The organism is Nocardia sp. CA-135398 (assembly GCF_050955845.1).
Lineage (GTDB): Bacteria > Actinomycetota > Actinomycetes > Mycobacteriales > Mycobacteriaceae > Nocardia.
In genome coordinates, this window is record NZ_CP192084.1 from 211395 (window position 1) to 233314 (window position 21920).

The 21920-nt window shown below is 64.9% G+C and carries 20 protein-coding genes; 6 read left to right on the plus strand and 14 right to left on the minus strand.

The window, feature by feature from the left end; translation table 11 throughout:
- Positions 1 to 131: 131 nt before the first annotated feature.
- The 4 genes from ACQP1T_RS00935 to ACQP1T_RS00950 all read left to right on the plus strand — a co-directional run bounded on the left by ACQP1T_RS00935 (position 132) and on the right by ACQP1T_RS00950 (position 4297).
- Positions 132 to 776 carry a hypothetical protein gene (locus ACQP1T_RS00935; RefSeq protein ID WP_433758049.1) on the plus strand — a complete coding sequence of 215 codons (645 nt, stop codon included), beginning with the start codon at positions 132 to 134 and terminating at the stop codon, positions 774 to 776.
- A gap of 450 nt (positions 777 to 1226) precedes the next feature.
- Positions 1227 to 1421, plus strand: coding sequence for a ferredoxin (locus ACQP1T_RS00940; RefSeq protein WP_433758050.1), 195 nt, complete (start codon positions 1227 to 1229; stop codon positions 1419 to 1421).
- Positions 1422 to 1471: 50 nt separating this feature from the next.
- A complete protein-coding gene (locus tag ACQP1T_RS00945; RefSeq protein ID WP_433758051.1) occupies positions 1472 to 2698 on the plus strand; it encodes a cytochrome P450 in 1227 nt (408 codons plus the stop codon).
- Positions 2699 to 2761: 63 nt separating this feature from the next.
- Positions 2762 to 4297, plus strand: a complete 1536-nt coding sequence (locus ACQP1T_RS00950) for a protein kinase domain-containing protein (RefSeq protein WP_433758052.1) — start codon at positions 2762 to 2764, stop codon at positions 4295 to 4297.
- An 81-nt stretch (positions 4298 to 4378) separates the two neighbouring features.
- On the opposite strand, the gene ACQP1T_RS00955 is transcribed toward ACQP1T_RS00950, so the two are convergent.
- The 4 genes from ACQP1T_RS00955 to ACQP1T_RS00970 all read right to left on the minus strand — a co-directional run bounded on the left by ACQP1T_RS00955 (position 4379) and on the right by ACQP1T_RS00970 (position 7962).
- Complete coding sequence (locus ACQP1T_RS00955; protein ID WP_433758053.1) at positions 4379 to 4942, minus strand: dihydrofolate reductase family protein; 564 nt, start codon at positions 4940 to 4942, stop codon at positions 4379 to 4381.
- Between the two features lie 75 nt (positions 4943 to 5017).
- Complete coding sequence (locus tag ACQP1T_RS00960) at positions 5018 to 6055, minus strand: alpha/beta hydrolase (protein ID WP_433758054.1); 1038 nt, start codon at positions 6053 to 6055, stop codon at positions 5018 to 5020.
- A 159-nt stretch (positions 6056 to 6214) separates the two neighbouring features.
- On the minus strand, positions 6215 to 6859 hold the full coding sequence (locus ACQP1T_RS00965) for a dihydrofolate reductase family protein (RefSeq protein ID WP_433758055.1): 645 nt from the start codon (positions 6857 to 6859) through the stop codon (positions 6215 to 6217).
- Positions 6860 to 7050: 191 nt separating this feature from the next.
- The gene (locus ACQP1T_RS00970; RefSeq protein WP_433758057.1) at positions 7051 to 7962 is read right to left on the minus strand and encodes a MerR family transcriptional regulator; all 912 of its coding nucleotides are present in this window, start codon (positions 7960 to 7962) and stop codon (positions 7051 to 7053) included.
- A gap of 72 nt (positions 7963 to 8034) precedes the next feature.
- On the opposite strand from ACQP1T_RS00970, the gene ACQP1T_RS00975 reads away from it, so the two are divergent.
- Positions 8035 to 8688: a maleylpyruvate isomerase family mycothiol-dependent enzyme gene (locus ACQP1T_RS00975; protein ID WP_433758058.1), complete on the plus strand. Its 654-nt coding sequence runs from the start codon at positions 8035 to 8037 to the stop codon at positions 8686 to 8688.
- Positions 8689 to 8754: 66 nt separating this feature from the next.
- Here ACQP1T_RS00975 and ACQP1T_RS00980 read toward each other — a convergent pair whose 3' ends face one another.
- The 4 genes from ACQP1T_RS00980 to ACQP1T_RS00995 all read right to left on the minus strand — a co-directional run bounded on the left by ACQP1T_RS00980 (position 8755) and on the right by ACQP1T_RS00995 (position 13557).
- Positions 8755 to 9021 (minus strand): hypothetical protein, encoded by a 267-nt coding sequence (locus ACQP1T_RS00980; protein WP_433758059.1) that lies wholly within the window; start codon positions 9019 to 9021, stop codon positions 8755 to 8757.
- A gap of 439 nt (positions 9022 to 9460) precedes the next feature.
- Positions 9461 to 11704, minus strand: a complete 2244-nt coding sequence (locus ACQP1T_RS00985; RefSeq protein ID WP_433762557.1) for a heavy metal translocating P-type ATPase — start codon at positions 11702 to 11704, stop codon at positions 9461 to 9463.
- Between the two features lie 34 nt (positions 11705 to 11738).
- On the minus strand, positions 11739 to 12644 hold the full coding sequence (locus ACQP1T_RS00990) for a hypothetical protein (RefSeq protein WP_433758061.1): 906 nt from the start codon (positions 12642 to 12644) through the stop codon (positions 11739 to 11741).
- Between the two features lie 157 nt (positions 12645 to 12801).
- A complete protein-coding gene (locus tag ACQP1T_RS00995; protein ID WP_433758062.1) occupies positions 12802 to 13557 on the minus strand; it encodes a carboxymuconolactone decarboxylase family protein in 756 nt (251 codons plus the stop codon).
- A 118-nt stretch (positions 13558 to 13675) separates the two neighbouring features.
- Between ACQP1T_RS00995 and ACQP1T_RS01000 the strand changes: the two genes are divergently transcribed.
- On the plus strand, positions 13676 to 14233 hold the full coding sequence (locus ACQP1T_RS01000; RefSeq protein WP_433758063.1) for a TetR/AcrR family transcriptional regulator: 558 nt from the start codon (positions 13676 to 13678) through the stop codon (positions 14231 to 14233).
- A gap of 136 nt (positions 14234 to 14369) precedes the next feature.
- Here the strand turns inward: ACQP1T_RS01000 and ACQP1T_RS01005 are convergent, their stop codons facing one another.
- The 6 genes from ACQP1T_RS01005 to ACQP1T_RS01030 all read right to left on the minus strand — a co-directional run bounded on the left by ACQP1T_RS01005 (position 14370) and on the right by ACQP1T_RS01030 (position 21915).
- On the minus strand, positions 14370 to 15071 hold the full coding sequence (locus ACQP1T_RS01005) for a sterol desaturase family protein (protein ID WP_433758064.1): 702 nt from the start codon (positions 15069 to 15071) through the stop codon (positions 14370 to 14372).
- A gap of 103 nt (positions 15072 to 15174) precedes the next feature.
- Positions 15175 to 15912, minus strand: a complete 738-nt coding sequence (locus ACQP1T_RS01010; protein ID WP_433758065.1) for a FadR/GntR family transcriptional regulator — start codon at positions 15910 to 15912, stop codon at positions 15175 to 15177.
- Between the two features lie 222 nt (positions 15913 to 16134).
- Positions 16135 to 16908: a hypothetical protein gene (locus ACQP1T_RS01015; protein ID WP_433758066.1), complete on the minus strand. Its 774-nt coding sequence runs from the start codon at positions 16906 to 16908 to the stop codon at positions 16135 to 16137.
- Entirely contained in the window at positions 16905 to 18563 is a 1659-nt protein-coding gene (locus ACQP1T_RS01020) for an ABC transporter family substrate-binding protein (RefSeq protein WP_433758067.1), read from the minus strand. Before ACQP1T_RS01020 ends, ACQP1T_RS01015 begins: the two co-directional genes overlap by 4 nt.
- On the minus strand, positions 18560 to 20245 hold the full coding sequence (locus tag ACQP1T_RS01025; protein ID WP_433758068.1) for an ABC transporter family substrate-binding protein: 1686 nt from the start codon (positions 20243 to 20245) through the stop codon (positions 18560 to 18562). The genes ACQP1T_RS01020 and ACQP1T_RS01025 overlap by 4 nt, the downstream gene beginning before the upstream one ends.
- Positions 20242 to 21915 carry an ABC transporter family substrate-binding protein gene (locus tag ACQP1T_RS01030; protein ID WP_433758070.1) on the minus strand — a complete coding sequence of 558 codons (1674 nt, stop codon included), beginning with the start codon at positions 21913 to 21915 and terminating at the stop codon, positions 20242 to 20244. The genes ACQP1T_RS01025 and ACQP1T_RS01030 overlap by 4 nt, the downstream gene beginning before the upstream one ends.
- Positions 21916 to 21920 lie beyond the last annotated feature (5 nt).

Here is a 21920-nt window from a genome sequence, read left to right on the forward strand (position 1 = left end):
ACCGCTATGACCAGGTCGAACACCGTGTCAGGTCGGCGTCAGCTCGGTATCAGCCGGACTCGCGACAGTAGTTCACGTGAACAGCACGGGCTGATCACACCAACCGATTCACACGCTGAAGGAGTACAGCAATGCCCGCATTCCAGACCCCGGAGCCCATCGCCGTCACCGTCGAGGTGCTCTCCGGCAATGTCACGGTCATCGCCTCCGACCGTACCGACACCGTCGTCGAGGTCCGCCCGGCCGATCAGTCCAAAAAGGGTGACGTGCGCGCCGCCGAGCAAACCCAGGTCGATTTCGTCGATGGCACCCTGACCGTGAAAACGCCGAAGGACTGGCGGACCTACACCCCGTTCGGCGGCAACCCGTCGATCGAGGTGCGGATCGAGGTGCCCACCGGCTCCCGGCTCGACGGCAACGCCGGTGTGGGGCGACTGTTGGGCGCGGGCGAACTCGGCCAGTGCGACCTGGAGATCGCCGCCGGGGACATCATCCTCGAGCGCCCGCGCGATTCGGTGACCGCGAAAACCGCCAAGGGCAATATCCGCATCGGCGAAGCATCGCGCGGCGTGCTGCGGCTGGAGACATCCATGGGCGAGTTGGAGGTGGGTATCCGTCCGGGCAGCGCGGCCCGGGTGGAAACCAACGCCGAGCACGGCACCGTGCAGAACCTGATGCAGCCGGTCCACCGCCCGGAGCAGATCGAGGACAGCGTGCAGGTGTATGCGCGTAACTCGTACGGCAGCATCATCATTCGGCACGCCGTTGCCGCCTAAGTGCGCCCGCCACCTCGCTGCACGACGCAACGTCAGCGTCGTGCACCGGAGTGCGGTCGGTTTCTAGGTGTCGCGCCCACGTTCAACAAAACGACTGAAGTCGCCCAGCACACGCCAGCTCGCGAGTGCGCTCTTCCTGGTCGCATCGGTAACCGCGCTTCACCCTGCCCGAGATGGTCTCGGCTCATTGAGACCGTGCCATAGGCGTTTCGATGTGAGCACGAACGGTGTGTGCGTGGCGATAAGCACCAGGGGAGCCTGACCAGCTCGAACATCGTGTCAGCTCGGTGTCAGGTCGATATCAGCCCTGCTGGCGACAGTGTTCATGTGAATTCAGCGATTTCAGCTTCCGGGCCGCGAAAGGCGGACGGGGACAAAGCGATTCTCGACGGCACCGGCGCGCTCATCTATGACGTGCGCGGCCTCCCGATCATCTGGAAGGAGTAAGCAATGGAACTCAGAGTGGACCGGGAGCGTTGCATCGGCGCTGGCATGTGCGTGCTGACCGCCCCCGGAGTATTCGACCAAGACGATGCGGACGGCCGGGTGCTGCGCCTGGACACCACACTCGACCCCGAGCGGGAGCCTGCCGTACGCGAGGCCGCCCAGGTGTGCCCATCCGGCGCGATCGCCATCGACGACTAGACCGTATCCGGTCGATCAACTCATCCCTATTACTTGGTTAGGAAAACCCGATGACGCAAACGGTTCCCGTCCCGCACGGCCTCCCCATGGAACGCAATGCCGGCCCCTTCGACCCACCCCGCGAAATCACCCGGCTGCGCGATGCTCGCCCGGTCAGTCCCATGCTCTTCCCCGACGGTCACGAGGGCTGGCTCGTCACCGGCTACAACGCGGTCCGTCAGCTCATGGCCGACACCCGGTTCAGCTCCCGCCAGGACATCGGCATTGTCCACGTGCCCTACGAGACCCCCGGCATGCCGGTCGCTACCGAACCTTCCCCGCAGATCCCGGGCTTGTTCGTCGCCATGGACCCGCCGGACCACACCCGCCTGCGGCGCAAGCTCACCAGCGCCTTCACCGTCAAACGCATGAAGCAGCTCGAAGAGCACATCATCGACATCACCGAGCGGCAATTGGACGAGATGGCGCGCCTGACACCGCCCGTCGACCTGGTCAAGGCGTTCGCGCTGCCGGTGCCCTCGCTGGTGATCTGCGAACTGCTCGGCGTCCCCTACGCGGATCGGGCGACCTTCCAGGTCAACTCCGCCAAGTTCCTGGTCAAGGATCAGCCGCTCGAGGAGAAGATGGCCGCGTACGGCGCGATGACCACCTACCTGGCCGAACTGGTCACGCGCAAACGCGCCGAACCCGGCGAGGACATACTGTCCGACCTGGCCCGTCAAGACGACCTCAGCATCGAGGAGCTGACCGGCATCGCCTTCCTGCTGCTGCTCGCCGGGCACGAGACCACCGCAAACATGTTGGCGCTCGGCACTTTCGCGCTCCTGGAGCATCCGGAGCAGCTGGCCGAACTGCGCGCCGATCCGGATCTGGTCCCCGATGCCGTCGAGGAACTCATGCGCTATCTGTCCGTCGCCGACATCTTCTATCGCTACGCCACCGAGGACATCGAACTCGGCGGCGAAACGATCCGCAAGGGATCGACAGTCGTCGTCTCGTTGCTGGCCGCCAACCATGACCCGCAGCGCTTCGACAACCCCGACACCCTGGACGTGCACCGCAAGCCACGCGGTCTGGTGTCCTTCGGCCACGGCATCCACCAATGTCTCGGCCAGCAACTGGCCCGCATCGAGATGCGCGCCGGTTTCGCCGGACTGCTGCGCCGCTTCCCGACCCTGGCCCTCGCGATCCCCGCCGCCGAGGTGAAACTCAGGACCGACATGAATATCTACGGCGTCCATGAACTGCCGGTCACCTGGACGGAAACGGCCCGGTAAGAGCGCGTCAGCTGGCGGGGATCCGGTCGCGGTGGCAGCGATCCGCAGCGATACGGTCGGTATGTGTCGGTGCAGAGCGCTGGCGGCTCGTTCGGGAACTACCACCTCGAACGCTTGGTGGGCCGTGGTGGTATGGGTGAGGTGTGGTCGGCGCGCGACCGCACCGGCAACACCGTCGCCTTGAAGGTGTTGTCCGCGGCCTATTCCGCCGATCCGGGCTATCGACGCCGTTTCGAGCGGGAGGCCCGGCTGGGCGCTCAGGTGCGCGATCCACACATCGTGCCGATCCGCGACTTCGGCGAGGTCGATGGTCATCTGTTTTTGGAGATGGATTACATCGATGGCATCGATCTCGCCACGCGGCTGCGATCGGGTGCACTGGTGCCGACCCGGGCGGTCGAGGTCATCGCCCAGGCCGCGCAGGCGCTGGATGCCGCTCATGCGGCCGGGCTTGTTCATCGGGATGTGAAGCCGGGCAATATTCTCGAGGACACCAGCGGCTTCGTATATCTGATCGATTTCGGTATCGCCCGCGCCACCGACGGCAGCGCCCTCACGGCCACCGGCTTGGTGGTGGGCACGTTGGGTTATATGGCGCCGGAGCGGTTCACCGGCACGGCCGATGCCCGCTCGGATGTCTATTCGCTGGCCTGCGTGCTGTATGAAACGCTCACCGGGAAGCTGCCATATGGTGACGGCGATCCGGCACAGCAGATGCACGCGCATTTGATGGCAGAACCGCCGCGTGCGTCGCGGGCTGCCGGAGGTGTCCCGCCAGCGCTGGACGCTGTCATCGCGCGCGGGATGGCCAAAGAACCGGGGGATCGCTACGCCAGCGCGGGTGAATTCGCCGCCGCGGCACGGGCGGCATTGCGGTGGCCCGCATCGGCGCACCCGACCCCGCCGGTCGCGGATCCTGCGACACCGGGCACGCATCCGCGCACCCGCGTCATGACCGCTGTGGGACCGATCGAGCCACGAACGCCCGAGCCACGGACACACTCGGTCGCGCATCCCGATCCTCGGCGAAAGCCACTGGTGCGCCGGTGGTTACCGATCGCGGCCGGGCTGGCGCTCGTCGCTGCGGCGGCGTTGTGGCTGCTGAGTGGTGTCCTCGGGTCCGACTCCACTCCAGCGACGACTTCCGCTGCCGCCTCGACCAATTCGCCGCCACCCTCGACCGAGGGACAATCCCCGGTCCCGGCCGGTGCGGTGCGCGACGGGAATTTCGCTTTCACCGTGACCGAGGTGGTGTCCAATGCGAGCCGCACCGGTTCGGTGACCCCGGGCGGCTCCTACACGATCGTGACGCTGACGGTCACCAACGTCACCCAACACGGCCAAGTCTTCCGCATCGTCGATCAGCGCCTGATCACCGCGGCCGGGCGCACCCTCGCACCCGACGCGACCGCGACCACCGAATCGAGCAACGGCGTCGACCAGATCGATCCCGGCAGTACCCGCACGATCCGGCTGGCCTTCGACCTACCTGGCAAGGACAAGAACGGCAAGAAAAACGATAAGAAGAACGACGCCCCGAGCCAACTGGTCCTGCACGGCGCCCCGTCGTCCTCCGGAGTGACCGTGCCGGTCGGCTAGGTTCTGTGTCGAAGTGAGGTGAGGGTGGCACCGCGTAGCTGTGCCACCCTACTGGGGTCGCCGTAGGAAAACGGGTTGGATTCAGCGTCGGACGCGATAACGAATATGCGTTGCCGCAGGCGTATTGATCACCTCGACGATGTCGAGTTCGATCTCCGACGGCAACATGTCGAACAAGCGACGTCCACGACCGAGCAACACCGGAATCACATGGACCTGCAGTTCGTCCAGCACCCCCGCTGTCAACGCCTCGCGCACAGTGTAAGCGCCGCCGCGTATCTGCACATTCCGCTCCCCAGCAGCAGCTTTCGCCTGCGCCATCGCGCTTTCGATGCCGTCTTGCACATAGGTCACCAGCGGATAACCCCAGCGAGCGGCCGGTGCAGGCGGGCGATGGCTGGGTACGAAGATCGGTTGGCCGTTGTGATCGCCACCCCAGTGGTCCATCAGCTCCGCGGTCCGCCGGCCCGACAACACCGCACCCGCGGCGTTCCACTCCTCCTGGAACTGGACGAGCGGCCCGGCCGCGTCGGTCTCCTCGGCCCACCGGTGCAATCGCTCACCGTCCTCACCGCCGAGGAAGTCATCGGAATCCGCGATATACCCGTCGAGCGACATCGACATATCCAGCACTGATACAGACATACTTGACTCTTTCGCAGGATTTCGAGAGTGAGCTTCCTACCCGATCAGACGGCGGCGGGCCGTGGAATTCGTCGGTCAGTAGAGATCTTTGGACAGCACCGGCCAGGATTGCTTGAGGTCGTCCTGCCAGTAGCCCCAGGTGTGGGTGCCGGTGGGGGGCAGGTCGAAGGTCGCCGGAATTCCCAACTGGCTCAACCGGTTCTGGAGGTTGTGCGAGCAGGCGCTCATCGCGGCCTCGATGATGCCGCCGACGACGACGTGGTTGGCCACGCTGATCGGGTTGTACTTGTCATCACCCATGATGAACGGATCGCCGGGAGCGTCGTGCGCGCCGGGCAGACCACCGCCCGCCGCAACCCAGAGGTTCGTTCCGCGCAGTTTGTCCGCGTGCAGGACCGGATCGTTCGCTTGCCAGAGCGGGTTGTCGGCGGGACCCCACATATTGTCCGGGTCACCGCCGCCCCACGTTTCGACCGTGGTCTGCACGAACTTCTGGCCGACCGGATCGCTGGTCTGCGCGCAGCCGCTGTAGGCGGCGACATTCTGGAACAGGCCGGGCTTGGTGATCGCCAGCATCAGTACCGATGTACCGGCCATCGAGTAGCCCGCGATCGAGTTCTTGCCGTTGGTGCCGAGCGCCGCATCGATGATCGGTGGCAGCTCCTCGGTGTAGAAGGTCTGCCATTTGTTCACGCCGAGTACCGGATCGGGTGCGCGCCAGTCGGCGAAGTAGCTCCACCGGCCACCGATCAGCTCGACGACATTGATGTTCTTGTCGCCGAGGAATTCCTTGGCGTCGGTCTTCTGGTCCCATGAGGCATTGCCGTCGACGCCACCGCCGCCCCCGTTGACCAGGTACAGCGTCGGGCGCGGGACCGAATTGTCGGCGGGCAGATCCACCAGGACCGGGAACGTCCGATCCATGGCGGTGGAGTGAATCTCGAGCTGCAGCTTGCGATCGCCGAGTTTCTCTACTTTCTCGATGTAGGAACCGTCCGGTGCCTTGGCCGCGCTGTTGATCGGTGCGGCCGAGGCGGCAGGCGCCATCAGGCTCACTCCCGTGCCGACGACCGTCACAGCGGCGGCCGCCGCAACGAGATCTCTGAATCGCATACCGCGTCACTCCTGAAAATCGCATCCGCGCAACGTTCGAACCCGTTTAGGTAATCCGCCAAACGGGCAATCGTTACTACCGTAGATCGAATCGGACGCCGGATGCCGCCGGAAGCCCCCAGTCCTGGGGGTCGCTGAGCGCTACGACCGAGAGTTGCGTCACCGCCGCCAGAAGAAGTGATGCACAACACCGCTCGGGCTGGGGATCTGTTCCAGATGAAAACGGTCGACGAGTTCGTCCGGGCTGGTCCATAATCTTTCGCCGCGGCCGAGTTCGACTGGTGCGACGGCGATGTGCATATTGTCGATGAGATCGGCTTCGAGGAATTCTCGGACCGTCGCGACACCGCCGCCGATTCGCACATCCTTGCCACCGGCGGCGTCGAATGCCTGTGCCAGTGCGTCCTTCGGAGACGCGTCGACGAAGTGGAATGTGGTGTCCCCCAGGCTGATCGAGGGACGCACGTGATGAGTGAGCACGAAAACCGGTGTGCGGAACGGGGGTTCGTCGCCCCACCAGCCCTGCCAGTCGTAGTTCTCCCATGGGCCCCGCTGCGGGCCGAATTTATTGCGCCCCATGATCTCCGCGCCGATGTTGTTGGTGAAGTCGCGGGTGCAGTAGTCGTCGAGGCCGTAGGTGCCGCCGGGGTCGGTTCGGTTGGGCCAGTGGGCGGTGGCGCCCGCCCAGGACATGAGCGCTGCGGGATCGGCGTGGCCGAATGGGCGCTCGCGACTCTGTCCCTCGCCTGCGCCGTATCCATCGCTGGAGACAGCGAAGTTCTGAACTCGGACCAGTTGTGGCATGGGAATCCCTTCTGGTTGCAATATGCAATCGGTTGCGAACCTACCTAGTCTGCTCCTGTTGCGCAACCGGTTTGCGACGATTCGATGGCCGAACTCCGTGCCATTCGCCTGAATGCGCACTGGCCGTCAAGCAGCGGACGAGCGCGGATGCGCGGCGTATCGCCGCATTCCGTTCGAACAACTACCGCTTGTCACGCGTCGGCCCACTGTGCGAGTGCTTGGTACAGCCAGTAGAGAGCAGCTCCCGCGGTGGTGGTTCCGGTGATCTCGGTGGTGAGTTTCCAATAACGGTGGATGTGTGGGTTGTTATCGGGTGCGTTGTCGAGGAGTCGGTGTCGCAGGCTCGGGGTGTCGCGGTCGCGTCGGGCGGTGGCGTGCGCGTCGATGAACCGGTCGAGTTCGGGGCCGGGGTGCGGTGCTGTGCCGAGCGCGTCCACGGCCGCGCACGCCTCGGCGACCCCGGTGACCAGTGCGAGTTTGTCGTGGATTCGGGTCGGGTTCGTCCGCCAGAGTTGTCGTGACATCGCGGCGGTGCACGCGCGATCGGCGAGGTGGGTGGTGAGTTCGGCGAAGGCGACGATGTGCTGGGGAGTCGGATCGGCGGGTAGCCGCGGGATGTTCATCGCGACGAATCCGTCGAACAGCGCCGGTGGGATCGGGGCGAGCAGCGTCCGCCAGAACGTCACCAGATTGTCGTGTGCGCGGTGCCGATCCTGCACGGACGCAAGCAATTCCAACCTTCGGGCGCGTTCGGCTGGTGGCGCGTCCTCGACGGCGCGTAGCGATGCGCGCCGCCAGGACAGCATGCCGAGTTCGGTGTCGAGTGCGGCGCGTTCCGTGGCAATCGCATCGGCGATAGTCAGGGTGCCGGTGAGAACTTCGATGATCGCCGGGAGCCCGAGGCCGAGCGTTCGGAGCCGACGCACCAGCAGCACCTGATCGACCGCGACCGCCGGATCGAACAGCCGATGCCCGCCTCCGCTGCGCCGCGATTCCAGCACCCCGTTGTCGCAGTAGAAGCGGAGCGTGCGGACCGGCACGCCGGTGACTTGCGACAGCTCCCCGATACTCACCAGGCCGTCGCGATGTGTGTTCTCGGTCACATTCGCTGGAACCTCCACCTCGGTGGAGTTCCTACCCTACTGGAACACCCACCTGGACAAGGAGATACGCGAATGGCGGAGGAAACGATGACGAGCGGCGACCAGATCTGGCGGGCTGTCGCCGCCGAGCGAGCCGGTCTGGTCGAACTATTGGAGCCGCTATCGCAAGCCGACTGGGACCATCCTTCGCTGTGCGATGGCTGGCGAGTGCGCGATGTCGTCGCGCACATCGTGCTGTCGGCTCGCGCTTCCCTCGGTTGGATCCTCATCAATGTCATCCGCGCCCGCGGCAGCCTGGACCGGGCGATCCGCGATACCGCCATTCGCCACGCGAACCGCATCACCACCCAGCAGCTGCTCGGCGAGTTGCGCGACAGCATCGACGCACGGGTCACGGCGATCGGCACGACACCGGCCGATCGCCTGATGGACCTACTGGTGCACGGCCAAGACATAGCCGTCCCACTCGGCATCACCCGTGACATGCCGGTCGCCGCCGCACGATTGGCGATCAACCGAATCTGGACAATGGGCGCCCCATTCCACGCCCGCAAGAAATTCACCGGCTACCGCCTCGTCGCGACCGACACCGACTGGTCCGCCGGTGCCGGAGCCGCCATCACCGGTCCGCTAGCCGCCCTGCTCCTGATCGTGACCGGCCGCGAGCATGTCTGGGACCAGCTGACCGGTGCCGGAGCCGCGCGGTATGAACAACGCGACCGGTAGTTGGCCCACACCTGGACGCGGCCGTCGCTCTGGCGAATAGCAGAACTTGGATTCGCCGCATCTCTGTCAGCTTCCGTTCTTGGTGGGCGGCCCGCCCTCGTCGCGAACCGATCCTGGGGGTTCTCCCTCGTCGCGAACCGGTCCCGGAGGATCGCCTTCGTCGGGAATCGCTGCCGATCGCGCAACCAATTGGCGTGCGCCGCTGGAGAACTTGTCGACCAGTTCCGTCGTGACGGTCACCTTCAGCGGACCGATCGGGCGAATCGCCTCGGCATCGCGCTCGAGCTGAACATGTACGGCGGGCGGGACTTCGGGGTTGTCCATGATGGGCATCGGCTGACTCCTCTGGTGCGATGACCGGCTCTGCTGACCGGCCCTGTCGACACTGCGGCCGCAGGTGCGGAGGCGTCCAGGTGACAGTCCGCTGGGCGAACCGGGTTCAGGCGACGTCGAGGGCGTCGACCCCGGTTATGTAGACGCGAAATTTCTTGCTGGCAGTTGGCTGGCAATGTCGCGAGAGGTTGCCGAGAGTATCGCGCAGCTGATTGTGGGCGCCTTTGGGCCGCAGTAGCTTTCGGTTGCTGATCGTTGCTCTACGAAAGGTCGAACCGATGATTCTGCTCTCCCTCTTGGCCGCGACCGGAAGTGCTGCCGCCGCATGGGCCACCGGAAGTGCCGCGATGGGCCTGGGGAATAGCGGCATTCTGCAATGAGCCGCCGGATCGGGCGGGACGGCATGGACGCCGTCCCGCCCGATTCCTATTGAGCGTTGCTATTGAGCGGTGGAGCGGAAGCCGCGCAGGCGCAGGCTGTTGCTGACCACGAAGACCGAGGAGAACGCCATCGCGGCGCCCGCGAGCATCGGGTTCAGCAGTCCGGCCATGGCGAGTGGGATCGCCGCGACGTTGTAGGCGAAGGCCCAGAACAGATTGCCCTTGATGGTGCCGAGGGTCCGCCGGGACAGTCGGATCGCATCGGCGGCCGCGCGCAGGTCGCCGCGGACCAGGGTCAGGTCGCTGGCCTCGATGGCGACGTCGGTTCCGGTGCCCATCGCCAGGCCGAGGTCGGCTTGGGCCAGGGCGGCCGCATCGTTGACACCATCGCCGACCATCGCGACCACCTTGCCTCGGCCCTGCAGTCGCTTGACGGTGTCGACCTTATCGGCGGGCAGTACCTCCGCGATCACCTCATCGATACCAACCTGTGCCGCAATGGCTTTCGCGGCGGCGGTGTTATCGCCGGTCAGCATGATCGGGGTCAGACCGAGGGCCTTCAGCTGCGAGATCGCTTCGGCGGAGGTGGGTTTCACCGCATCCGCGACCACGAGCACGCCACGTGCTTTACCGTCCCAGCCCACCGCGACGGCGGTCTTGCCATCGGATTCGGCAGTGTGCATGGCCCGCTCGAGCTCGGTGTCCAGCTGCTGCGACCAGTCCGCGAGCAGCCTTGCCCGCCCGACGATTACCGCATGTCCGTCCACCACACCCTGCACGCCGAGACCCTCGATATTCGCGAAATCCTCGACCTGTCCCAGCGTGCCGACCTTCTCCCGTGCACCCTTGGCAATCGCCTGGGCGATCGGGTGCTCCGACGAATCCTCCAGCGCCCCGGCCAGTGCCAGCACCTCGGCGGTGTTCTCCCCCTCGGCGGCGATGACATCCAGCAGGGTCATCTTGCCGGTGGTGACCGTGCCGGTCTTGTCGAGCACCACGGTATCCACCCGACGAGTCGATTCCAGCACCTCCGGGCCCTTGATCAGAATGCCGAGCTGCGCGCCGCGACCGGTGCCGACCAGCAGCGCGGTCGGCGTGGCCAGCCCAAGGGCGCACGGGCAGGCGATGATCAGCACCGCGACCGCGGCGGTGAAGGCCGCGGCGACCGAACCGCCGGTGCCCAACCAGAATCCGAGCGTCGCGACCGACAGCGCGATCACGATCGGCACGAAAATCCCGGAGATCCGGTCCGCCAACCGCTGTGCCTGCGCCTTACCGGTTTGCGCGTCCTCGACCAGTTTCGCCATCTGAGCCAGCTGGGTGTCGGCGCCGATTCGATTGGCGCGCACCACGATCCGTCCGCCGACATTGACCGTCGCGCCGACCACCGCATCCTCGGGACCGACCTCCACCGGTACCGATTCACCGGTGAGCATCGAGGCGTCGACCGCCGAGGACCCCTCGACGACCACACCGTCGGTGGCGATCTTCTCGCCGGGCCGCACCACGAAGGTGTCGCCGACGCTCAACTGCTCGACCGGAATTCGCTGTTCGACGCCACCGCGCAGCACCGAGACTTCCTTCGCGCCGAGCTCCAGCAACGCACGCAGCGCCGCCCCGGCCCGCCGCTTGGAACGCGCCTCGAAGTAGCGTCCGGCCAGGATGAAGGTGGTGACACCGGCCGCGGCCTCCAGATAGATACTGCCGGTGCCGTCCATCCGCGCGATGGTCAACTCGAACGGATGCTTCATGCCCGGCATACCGGCCGTGCCCCAGAACAGCGCGTACAGCGACCAGCCGAACGCCGCGAGCGTGCCCATCGATACCAGGGTGTCCATCGTGGCGGTGCCGTGTCGCAGGTTGGCCAACGCGGCCCGGTGGAAGGGCAGTGCGCCCCACACCACGACCGGCGCGGCCAGCGTCAGCGAAAGCCATTGCCAGTTGTCGAACTGCAGCGCGGGCACCATCGCCAGCGCGATGACCGGAATCGTCAGCACCAGCGAAACCAGTAGTCGGGTCCGCAGCCCCGCTGTCGGATCCTCGTCGGTGGTGGTTTCCGCGGGTTCTTCGATCTTCGGCAGCGCGGCGGTGTAACCGGCCTGCTCGACAGTGGCGATCAACTGCTCCGGTGAGATATCACCGCGGAAATCGACCCGCGCCTTCTCCGTCGCATAGTTGACCGTCGCGGTGACGCCGTCCAGCTTGTTCAGCTTCTTCTCGATGCGATTGGCGCAGGACGCGCAGGTCATGCCACCGATCACCAATTCGACCTGTCCGGCGGATGGTTGTGTCGCGGTGGTCATCATGTGCTCCGTTCTCTGCGACTCAGGGTAGTGATCAGTGGCCGTGTCCGGCGGGTTCCGCGGCGGGGACGGGCGCGGAACCGGCGACCGAGAGGGTGAATTCGGCGGTGCGAACCACGCCTTCGTGCTGGAAATCGAGGAAGAGTCGGTAGTCGCCCGCACTCGGTGCGTCGACGTAGAAGGTAATGCCTGGTCCGGCCGGGGTAACGCCGTCGCCGGGGCTGCCTTCCGGGTGGACGTGCAGATAGGCGAGGTCGGCGGCGCGCAATGCCACGAGGTGACCATAGGCGCCCAGGTAGGGCTGCAGATCGGTGACCGGTTTGCCATTGCGGCTGACCGCGAGCACGACCTTCGAGGCCTGGCCCGGCGTGACCGCACCGTTCAGCGTGACGGTGTACTCACCGACCTGCGCGGTAGGCGCGGGCACGGGCAGTGCTTGCACGTCGTAGTTGCCCGCGACCCGGAGATCCGCGCCGAGTGTCAGATTCTTACCGCCATCGGGTGTGAAGTCGGCGAAGACCCGGTAGTCACCGGCGCGGGTGAGATTCAGCGGGACGCTCCAGGTTCCGGCCTGGTCGAGCACCGGATGCACGTGCTGGAAGGCAGCCATATCGCGGCGGACCACGATGAGGTGCAGATCCTTGTCGTGGCTGCGGACGTAGCTGGTGACCGGTGCGCCGTCGCGATTCAGGATGCGAAACCGCAGCGGAACATTCGCCGCCGCTGTCGTCTGCGGGGTGTCCAAGCGCAGGGTGTAACCGTTTTCGCTGGCCATCAGTCCCGCGGGCAGCTCGTCGGACTCGCCCATGGCCTCATGTCCCTTCGAGTCGTGCGTGGACTCGGAGGGTTGCGGCCCGAGCGTGGCACCGACGGCCAGTGCGATCCCGAAGACCGCCGCGAGACCGAGGGTGAAGCCGGTGAACTTGCTTGCTGCGTTCATCAGGAGGCTCCGTTCGGATCTATTCGGCGGGCCGTCCCGTCGAACTGGGTCTACCATACCCCCCTAGGGTACATTGTCAAGACGGTACGGGGTGAGGGTATGTGGACATGACGAAGCCCGGCTCGGTACAGACCGGGCCGGGCTCTCGGCTGTCGATTCAGGCTTCCGGGCGGTAGGTGACCAGGGCCACCGCGGGCGCCGAAACCACCTGCACCTCGGCCGACTCCGCAACCTTGACGTGCAGGAATCCGCCCTCGATCAATACCTCGACATCATCGATCGCACGCACCGGCTGTCCATCCCGGTCGAGCAGTGCATATCCGTCGACCAGAGCGACTTCGGTGGCCTGACGCCATTTCGCGGTCATCGTGGTGCCTTTCGTCGGCGCGGCAGCAGGGAAGTCCAGTTCCGGCTGCGCGACATGGTTGAAGTAGTTCGACAAGATATTCAGCGCGATATGGCCGACCACCTCGCTCAATTCGGCATCGCTCACCCCGCGCTCGCGGGCCGAGCCGATGACGTGATCGTCGACGCGGCCGCGCGACCGCATGATCTCGCGCGCGACCCGCAGCACCGCATCCGCATGCGGATCGTCGGCGTGCGCCTCGCGGGTGGCCGCGATGGCGTCCTCGGTGAAACCCATTCGGCCCGCTCGCATGCTGTGCGCGGCAACGCAGTAGTCGCAACCATTTTCGCTCGCGACCAGCAGTGCCAATTGTTCGCGGACGCGGGCGGAGAGCTTGCCGCGGGTCAGCGCGTCGCGCATGTTCAGGTATCCGCGCAATGTCGCGGGACTGTTCGCCATGGCGGCATAGAGATTCGGAACCCGGCCCAGTTGGCGCTGCACCTCGGTGAGCAGGTCGGCCTGCTCGGTGTCGGTGGTTTCGGTCGATACAAGCGGTAGCCGAGACATCGTGACTCCAAACTCGAACATGATGGTACTGATCGGTACCGAGTCGAAACGGTACTGATTGGTTCCGAATACGTCAAGCTAGATGGTACTGATCGGTTCCGTCCGGTACGGTGATGCCATGGCAACGCAGGCCAGACAACGATTACTCACCACCGCCGAGGAACTCTTCTACGCCGAGGGCATCAGGGCGGTCGGCGTCGACCGCTTACTGCAGGAGTCCGGCGTCGGCCGCGCGTCCTTCTATCGCCACTTCGCGAGCAAGGACGACCTGGTCGTCGCGGTACTCGAGGACCGGGATCGGCGCTGGCTGGCGTGGCTGCGCGAGTCCGTCGAAGCGAAGGCGAGCGACCCGGCGGACCGTCCGCTCGCGGTCTTCGAGGCGCTTTCGGAACGCTTCGCCCGCAAGGACTTCCGCGGCTGCGCCTTCATCAACACCATGGTCGAAGTGGCCGATCCGGGCTCGCCCGCCCATCATGCTGCCGATCGGCACAAACGGCGCGTCATCGGCTATCTCACCGAAATCCTCACCGCCGCAGGACGATCCGATGCCGAGGAGCTGGCCGCCGAATTCGCGCTGCTCGTCGACGGTGCGATTGTCACGGCTGTGCGCGAGAACTCCCCGGCAGCGGCCGACCGTGCTCGCACCATGGCACACCGTCTGATCGGGGCAACCTGACCTCGCTACCTGCCGCTCGGGCGGCGTCCCAGTGGTGCGAGGCAGACACCTCGGCTCCGTGCGAACCAGCGACGATAAATTCGGAAGCACCGTCGGTACTCCACGAACGCACGCGATCTCCCGGGCCCTGAGCTGGTCAGGCGGAGTGGAGATGGCGGGCGGTGGGGGAGGTTTCGGTGGTCGCCGGGTCCGGGTAGGTGCCGAGCAGTCGGTCGGCGGTGCCGGAGGTGGTCACGGTGAACCAGTAGTGCTCGTTCTTGTAGTGGTGGTGGCGGTGATTGCGCCAAACAGCCCGGTAGAGCGAGCCTTTCGGTTTGTAGTCGGTGTGGATCAGATAGTGCGTCCACTCGTAGCCGAGCCCGAGGGCGGTGATCATCAGCAGGAACGTCAGGCCGAGGCCGAGCCGGGGAAAGGCCAGGATCGCGATCGCGATCAGGACGACGACCAACACCGACAGCGTCTTGGTCGGGATGAAGATCAGCGGGATATTGCGCGGATCCACGTGGTGCTCACGGTGTTTGCGGGCCAGTTCGCTATCGATCGGAATCGGCCCGAGTTGCTTCGGTCGCCAATGCAATACCGTGACGTGCACGATCCATTCGAAGACCGGGAAGACCGCGAGCATGACGGCGGGCACCAGTGCATCGGTCGATTGCCAGTCGCCCACAATGATTCGGGCGAGCAGCGCCGCCGCCAGAGTGGTGCCGATGAGCCAGGGCGAGGGATGCCGGATGAATTCGCGGAAGGCGGCGGCGAGGGTGAGGCCGCGGCGCAGCGGGCGTCCGTCCTGACGCGCGTGCTCGGCCGAATCCTTGCTGGATGATTGGGATTTCGTCATGGTCTTTTCCTTGGTGGAGCCAGTCGGTGCCGTTCGGTGGCGCACCGAGCGATATTCGGAACCGCTGCGATGATCCGGGGATTGCCGGATCGCGGATTCGCCGTCAGTGTTCGATGTTTTCGGTGCCCTCCAATACTTCGATCAGGGCCGTAGTCGCCGGTTCGAGCAATGCCCGTGCGATGCTCGCGGCCTGTTCCGGCGCGCCGGTCTCGATGGCGGCGGTCAGGTTTCGATACGCCTCGACATTGCCCACCTCGGCGGACATGATCGGCGCCAGTGCCGCGAGCGCGGGTTCGTAGGCGGCGCGCAACATGTTGAACATCAGTCGGAAGACGATGGAATCGGCCGCGTCGACGACGTGATCCCAGAACTCCATCGCATGCCGCTGCTGGGCGATCGGATCCTGTTCGGCGGCAAGCGCTTCGACGGTGCGATCCAAGGCCGCGCGTACCGTGGCGGACTCGGTTCTGCCGAGTCGGATCGCCGCGAGTTCGGCCACCTTGGGTCCGTTGTGCAGCCGCGCCTCCAGAATGCTGCGCGCGACCTTGGGTTCCAGCTCACCGGCCTGAACCAGCAGCCGAGGCAGCACCTCGAGCCCGGCCCCGCGCCGATAGTCCAGCACGGTGGTCGCATCGCCCTGCCGCACCGCTACCAGTCCGGCCGCCGCCAGCCGCTGCAGTGCCTCGCGCACCGCGGGCCGCGAAACACCTAATGCCTCGGCCAACTGCCGCTCACTGGGGAGTGTCGCGCCAGGCGCCAACTCGCCACTGAGCACATCCGCCGCGATTTGCTCGAATACATCACCTGATACCGACCGCTTGACCACAGGTTGCAACGCCATACCGCCACTCTGCGCCAAATAGGTCAGGAGGTCAAGTGGTCAGACCAATTGCGCTGAGTTCCTGAATCCCGGTGCATCGCGACGCGCTCGGTGCCCGCGCATATTCGGTGTGACTCCCGCCATGGGAGCTCCGCTGGGGCGCGAATGGTGCGGAACCAGATCGGCCCAACAGTCCGTCTGAATCCCCGACGCTGCCACACTGTCGGCGGCCCTGGGGGAGTGTCAGCTGGGGTCGGAACCGCGAATGGCCGCGAGCCAGATGGCGGTGGCGGCGGCTACCGATGTGGCGGCGAGGAAGGCCATGAAGCCACCTGCGGCGATGTAGACCCACATGAGTGCTGCGAAGGGTGCGGCGACGGTGGATTGCGCGTCGAGCAGCAGGCGGCGGCGAACCCGAGCGGAGTCGGTGGCGAGGATCGGGGCATCGGGATCGGGACGGGAGGGATTGTCGATCAGGCGGCCGGGCGGTTCGGAGGTCCGCGCCTTTCCGGACGGATAGAAGTGCAGGGTGGCGGTGTCGACAGACCTGTCGGTCACGTCGGCTTCGGCCTCGGTCATGCCTAGCAGCGCTGGCTCGAAAAACACTGGTAACCAGCGAGTTCGGTAGTTCTCGGTGATCTCGAGCCAGCTGCGGCTGACGAGCCGATGCTGCTGGCGCACCCGTTTGATCTCTACGGTTCGCGCGCCGGGGCTGCCCTCGGGTTCCCTGCTGCCGGTATCCGCACCCGCACCGGTTCCGAACTGTGCGCCTCCATCACCGCGAGACGTATCCCTGCGGTCCATCCGGCCCGGGCCGATATCTGCCAACCCATTCGACAGGTAGCCCGATGCCCTGAAGAGCTGAAAACCCGTATAGCCCAGAATGCCCAGCGCAACCGTCGCCAATGCCGCCACCTGGTCCAAGTCGCCGAACGGCGCCCAGGCCAGGCAAACGACCAGGGCGCCGATCGTCACGGAGACCGGATAGGCCAGGGGGTGGCCCGGTCCGAATTTCACTTCAGGAAGCCGACTTTGGTGTAGTCGGGGGTGGCGAGGCCGAAGGCGCCGTAGTTGGCGAGGTTATCGCGGACCGCGTAGGTACCCGAGGCCTGCTGCAATGGCACCGAATAGCCTTCGGCGAAGATCATCTGATCGCATTTGTTCGCCAACTCGATGGCCTTCGCGGGATCGAGTTCGGCAATGGTCTGTTCGATCAGCGCGTTCAGTTCCGGGGAGCCGATGCGGGCCTTGTTGCCCATCAGATTCGCCGGGTCGTAGGCGTAGATCTGCGGCAGCGCGCCCAAGGGGAGAACGCTACCGCCCCAACTGAATTGGGCGATATCGAAGTTGCCCGGATCGATCACATTCTTGAACAATCCGCTGCCGGGCACGGTCTGGATGGTCATCTTCACCCCGACCCGCGCCAGGTTCTGCTGCACGATCTGCGCGGTCTGCACCCAGGCTTCCTGCTGGTACATCACATCGCGCAATTCGAGTTTGCGGCCGTCCTTCTCCCGAACGTCGCCATTGAGTTTCCAGCCGAGCGCGTCGAGCATGCGCGCCGCCGCGTCCGGATCGAAGGCGATGGGGGCCGAATTGTCCTGGTACCCCTTCTGGCCCTTCATGTAGATGTGATTGTTCAGCGGTGTCGGGTTGTCGACGACACCGTTCTGCGCGGCACTGACCAGGGCCTGCCGATCGATCGCCTTCGAAATGGCAATCCGCAGTTGCGGATCCGACAGCAGTGCACCTGGCGCGCCGTTGAAGGTCAGATGCGACCAACTCGGCTCGGGTGTGCGACGGATGACCACATTCTTCGAATTTCGCGCGCCGGTCACATTCTCGATCCCGGACATGTACGCGTAGTCGATCTCGTTGTTCTGGATACCGGGAAGCACCGCGGAGTCGTCGAGCACGCTCAGCGTGATGGTGTCCAGCTTCGGCGTATCGCCCCACCATTTCGGATTGCGCCCCAAGGTGATCCGGTTCTGCGCCCGATCGATGGAGGTAAGGACGAAAGGCCCTGAACTGACCGGCAGACCGTCGCGGTCGAGATTGCTGAATGCCTCCGGATTCGCGGTCACCGCCTTGGGGTACAGCGGTGAGAACTGTCCCTGCCATTCGGCATACGGCTTGTCGAAGGTGACGATCGCCTGCAGATCGTCCACACCGCGCTCGACCTTCCCGACCCGGTCGAATCCACTCGATGACGAGATGAGGAAACCGGGATCCCTACCGCTGAGCGCGGCGGCTTCCGATCGCAGATCCTCCCAGGTGATCGGGCTGCCGTCGGACCACACGGCCTTCGGATTGATCGTGTAGGTGACCTGCTGGGGGTTGGTATTGGTCAGCTTGATATCGGTGAAGTAATTGTGGTCGACCGTCAGCTCACCCGCCGCATTGCTGACCCACGGCGATGGCAGGACCGGATTGATAACCGAGGCGGTGCTTTCGGTATTGCCGTCGACGTGCAGATAGTTGAACGACTCCGGGAACGAGCTCAGCGCCAGCCGCAGATTGCCGCCGTCACGCAGTTCGCCGCGATCCTTCGGATTGATGTCGTTGGTGCTGCCGATATCGACCGTGCCCGGAGTGATGCTGTTGTCGGAACAACCGGTCACGATCAGCCCGAGCGCGACGACCGGAACCGCCACCGCGGTCGCGAATCTCATTTCTCGAACCCGACCTTGGTGTAGTCCGCCGACGCGAGGCCGAAGGCGCCGTAATTGGCCAGGCCCTCGCGCACCGCGACGGTGCCCGCGGACTGCACGATGGGCAGTGAGAAGCCCTCATCGAAGATCATCTTGTCGCACTCGTTCGCCAGCTCGATGGCCTTTTCGGGATCGAGTTCGGCGATTGTCCGCTCGATCAGCGCATTCAGTTCGGGCGAGCCGATCTTGCCCTTATTGCTCAGCGTATTCGCCGGGTCGAAGGCGTAGATCTGCGGCAGTGCACCGAGCGGGAGGATGCCACCGCTCCAGGTGAATTGGACGATATCGAAGTTGCCCGGATCGATCACATCGGTGAAAAGTCCATTGCCCGGGTAGGTCTGGATGATCAGCTTGACGCCGATCTTCGCCAGATTCTGCTGCGCGATCTGCGCCATCTGCACCCAGCTCTCCTGCTGGAACATCACATCGCGGATTTCCAGCTTGCGGCCGTCCTTTTCGCGGACATCGCCATTGAGTTTCCACCCGAGGTCATCGAGTTCTTTGGCGGCCAGTTCGGGGTTGTAGGCCACCGATGCCGCATTGTCCTGATAACCCTTCTGACCAACCATGAAGATGTGGTTGTCGAGCGGCTTGGGATCGACCACGACGCCCTGCTGGGCCGATGTCGCGATGGACTGCCGATCGATACCCTTCGAAATGGCAACGCGCAGTTTCGGATCCGCGAGGATGGAGCCGGGCGCGCCATTGAAGGTGAAGTGCGAGAACCGCGGCGCGGGCGCACGACGCACCTTGATGCCGGGCGCGTTCGAGGCGGTCTTGACCTCATCGATGCCCGATACCGACGCCGAATCCAGTTCGTTGTTCTGCAGTGCGTTCAGCCGCGCCGAGTAGTCGAGCACGCTGTAGGTGACGGTATCCAGCTTCGGTGTATCACCCCACCATTTCGGATTGCGGCTCAATACGATTCGCTGCTGCGCCTTATCGATCGAGGTGATCATGAACGGCCCCGCCGAAACCGGCAGACTGTTGCGGTTGACGTCGTCGAAGGCCTGGGGGGTCGCGGTCGATGCCTTGGGGTAGACCGTGCTGAAGATGCCCTGCCATTCCGCATAGTGCTGGGCCATGGTGACGATCGCCTGGCGGTCGTCGACACCGCGTTCGACCGTGCCGATCTGCGCGTAGCCCTGGGTTGCCGCCACCTGGAAGGCCGGATTGCGTCCGCTGAGCGCCTCGGCCTGGGATTTCAGATCTTCCCAGGTGATCGGCGTTCCATCGGTCCAGATCGCCTTGGGGTTGATCGTGTAGACGATGGTCTGCGGATTGGTATTGGTGAGTTTGATCTCGGTGAAGTAGTTGGTATCGGTAGTGATATTGCCCGCAGCATCGGATTTGACCGAGCCCGGCAGCGCCCACCCGACCAGATCGGATACCTCACCGTCGGAGTCGACATGCGAGGAATTGAAGGTCGCCGGGAAACCCGTCAGTGCCAGCCGCAGATTCCCGCCTTCGCGCAGGTCGCCGGCGTCCTTCGGATTGATGTCATTGGCCGTGCCGATCGAGCTGGAACCCGCCGTCACGTCGTCGCCCGACCCGCACCCGGACAGAATCAGCGCGATGGCGACGGCGGGTGCCGCGATCCGAATTCCCACCCGGCGGTGCCGGGCGATGCGTGCTGTTGTCATTTCACGAATCCGATCTTGGTGTAGTCGTAGGACGCGAGGCCGGGGGAACCGATATTGGCGAGATTCGCGCGGACGCCGAAACTGCCGTCGCTCTGCATCAGTGGCAGCGAATGACCCTCCTCGAACACCTTGCGATCTACCTCATTGGCCAGCTCGCGTGCCTTCGCCGGATCCAGTTCCGACAGGGTGCGGTCGATCAGGGCATTGAGTTCCGGCGAGCCGACGCGGGCGTAATTGCCCTGCTGATCGTTCGGGTCGTAGTAGTACGCCTGTCGAATACTGCTGAAGGCGAAGGCATCACCCACCCAGATGAACTGGGCGGCGTCGAAATCGCCGGGCTGGATGACATCGGTGAAATACCCGGCGCCCGGCCTGGTGTCGATGGTCAGCCCGACCCCGATTTCGGCGAGATTCCGCTGGATGATCTGGGCGACCTGCACCCAGGTCGGATCGTTGTACATCACATCGCGGATGACGAGCTTGCGTCCGTCCTTCTCCCGCATATCGCCGTTGCGCCGCCAACCGGCCTCGTCGAGTTCGCGCGCAGCGGCGGTCGGATCGAAGCCGAGGCTATTGTCCTGATAGCCCGCCTGACCCTGCAGGAATATGTGGTTGTTCAGCGGCTTCGGATTCTCCACCAGCCCGTTCTGAATCGCGGTGACGATCGCCTGCCGATCGATGGCCTTCGAAATCGCGACGCGCACCCTGGCATCGGACAGGATCGACCCCGGCGCGCCATTGAAGGTGATGTGGCGCCAGCGATTACCCGGCGCGCGGCGCACCACCAGCCCGCCGGTATTGCGCACCGTCTGGACATCGTCGACCGTGGTCAGCTGTACCAGGTCGAGTTCGTTGTTCTGCAGCGCCGTCGTCCAGGCCGTGTGGTCCAGCACGCTGTAGGTGATGGTGTCGAGTTTGGGTTTCGCACCCCACCATTTCGGATTGTGGCCGAGCACGATTCGGCCCTGCGATCGGTCGGTGGAGACGACCTGGAAGGGTCCGGCGCTCGGCCCCATCGCATCGGCCAGGCTGTTGTTGAACGAATCCGGGTCGGCGGTAACGGATTTCGGGAACAGCGAGGCATTGCCCGCGAACTGGCCGCGCCATTCGGCGTAGGGATGGCTGAAGGTCAGGACGGCCTGGCGATCGTCGATGCCGCGTTCCACCTTGTCCACGAATTCGAAACCGTTGGTGATGGCGATCAGGAAGCGCTTATCCCTACCGCTGAGGGCACTGGCCTCGGATTTGATGTCTTCCCAGGTGATCGGATTGCCATCGGACCAGACAGCCTTCGGATTGATCGTGTAGGTCACCTGCTGCGGGTCGGTGCCGGTCAGTGCGACATCGGTGAAATAGTCCTTGTTGATGGACAATTCGCCAGCGGCGTCGGTGTCGAACGCGCGCGGCATCAGCGGCCGTTCGATATCGGCTATCTCGCCATCGTTACCGTCATTGGACAGGGTGTTCCAGTTGGCCGGATACGACGTGACCGCCAGGCGCAGATTCCCGCCGTCACGAATTTCGTCGACGCTCTTGGGGTTGATGTCGTTTGTGGTGCCGAGGGTATCCGACAGCCCCGCCGTCGAATCGCCGCCCGAACCACAGCCCGCCGCGATCAGACCCAGTGCGGCAATCGGTGCCGCCCATCTGGCTCGGGTTCTCGATCGCATCGCGT

Excerpts from the sequence above, each read along its gene's own strand:
- ACQP1T_RS00935 (WP_433758049.1), top strand. The coding sequence starts at position 132 with ATGCCCGCATTCCAGACCCCGGAGCCCATCGCCGTCACCGTCGAGGTG.
- ACQP1T_RS00940 (WP_433758050.1), top strand. The coding sequence starts at position 1,227 with ATGGAACTCAGAGTGGACCGGGAGCGTTGCATCGGCGCTGGCATGTGC.
- ACQP1T_RS00945 (WP_433758051.1), top strand. The coding sequence starts at position 1,472 with ATGACGCAAACGGTTCCCGTCCCGCACGGCCTCCCCATGGAACGCAAT.
- ACQP1T_RS00955 (WP_433758053.1), bottom strand. The coding sequence starts at position 4,942 with ATGTCTGTATCAGTGCTGGATATGTCGATGTCGCTCGACGGGTATATC.
- ACQP1T_RS00960 (WP_433758054.1), bottom strand. The coding sequence starts at position 6,055 with ATGCGATTCAGAGATCTCGTTGCGGCGGCCGCCGCTGTGACGGTCGTC.
- ACQP1T_RS00965 (WP_433758055.1), bottom strand. The coding sequence starts at position 6,859 with ATGCCACAACTGGTCCGAGTTCAGAACTTCGCTGTCTCCAGCGATGGA.
- ACQP1T_RS00975 (WP_433758058.1), top strand. The coding sequence starts at position 8,035 with ATGGCGGAGGAAACGATGACGAGCGGCGACCAGATCTGGCGGGCTGTC.
- ACQP1T_RS00980 (WP_433758059.1), bottom strand. The coding sequence starts at position 9,021 with ATGCCCATCATGGACAACCCCGAAGTCCCGCCCGCCGTACATGTTCAG.
- ACQP1T_RS00985 (WP_433762557.1), bottom strand. The coding sequence starts at position 11,704 with ATGACCACCGCGACACAACCATCCGCCGGACAGGTCGAATTGGTGATC.
- ACQP1T_RS00990 (WP_433758061.1), bottom strand. The coding sequence starts at position 12,644 with ATGAACGCAGCAAGCAAGTTCACCGGCTTCACCCTCGGTCTCGCGGCG.
- ACQP1T_RS00995 (WP_433758062.1), bottom strand. The coding sequence starts at position 13,557 with ATGTCTCGGCTACCGCTTGTATCGACCGAAACCACCGACACCGAGCAG.
- ACQP1T_RS01000 (WP_433758063.1), top strand. The coding sequence starts at position 13,676 with ATGGCAACGCAGGCCAGACAACGATTACTCACCACCGCCGAGGAACTC.
- ACQP1T_RS01005 (WP_433758064.1), bottom strand. The coding sequence starts at position 15,071 with ATGACGAAATCCCAATCATCCAGCAAGGATTCGGCCGAGCACGCGCGT.
- ACQP1T_RS01010 (WP_433758065.1), bottom strand. The coding sequence starts at position 15,912 with ATGGCGTTGCAACCTGTGGTCAAGCGGTCGGTATCAGGTGATGTATTC.
- ACQP1T_RS01020 (WP_433758067.1), bottom strand. The coding sequence starts at position 18,563 with ATGAGATTCGCGACCGCGGTGGCGGTTCCGGTCGTCGCGCTCGGGCTG.
- ACQP1T_RS01025 (WP_433758068.1), bottom strand. The coding sequence starts at position 20,245 with ATGACAACAGCACGCATCGCCCGGCACCGCCGGGTGGGAATTCGGATC.
- ACQP1T_RS01030 (WP_433758070.1), bottom strand. The coding sequence starts at position 21,915 with ATGCGATCGAGAACCCGAGCCAGATGGGCGGCACCGATTGCCGCACTG.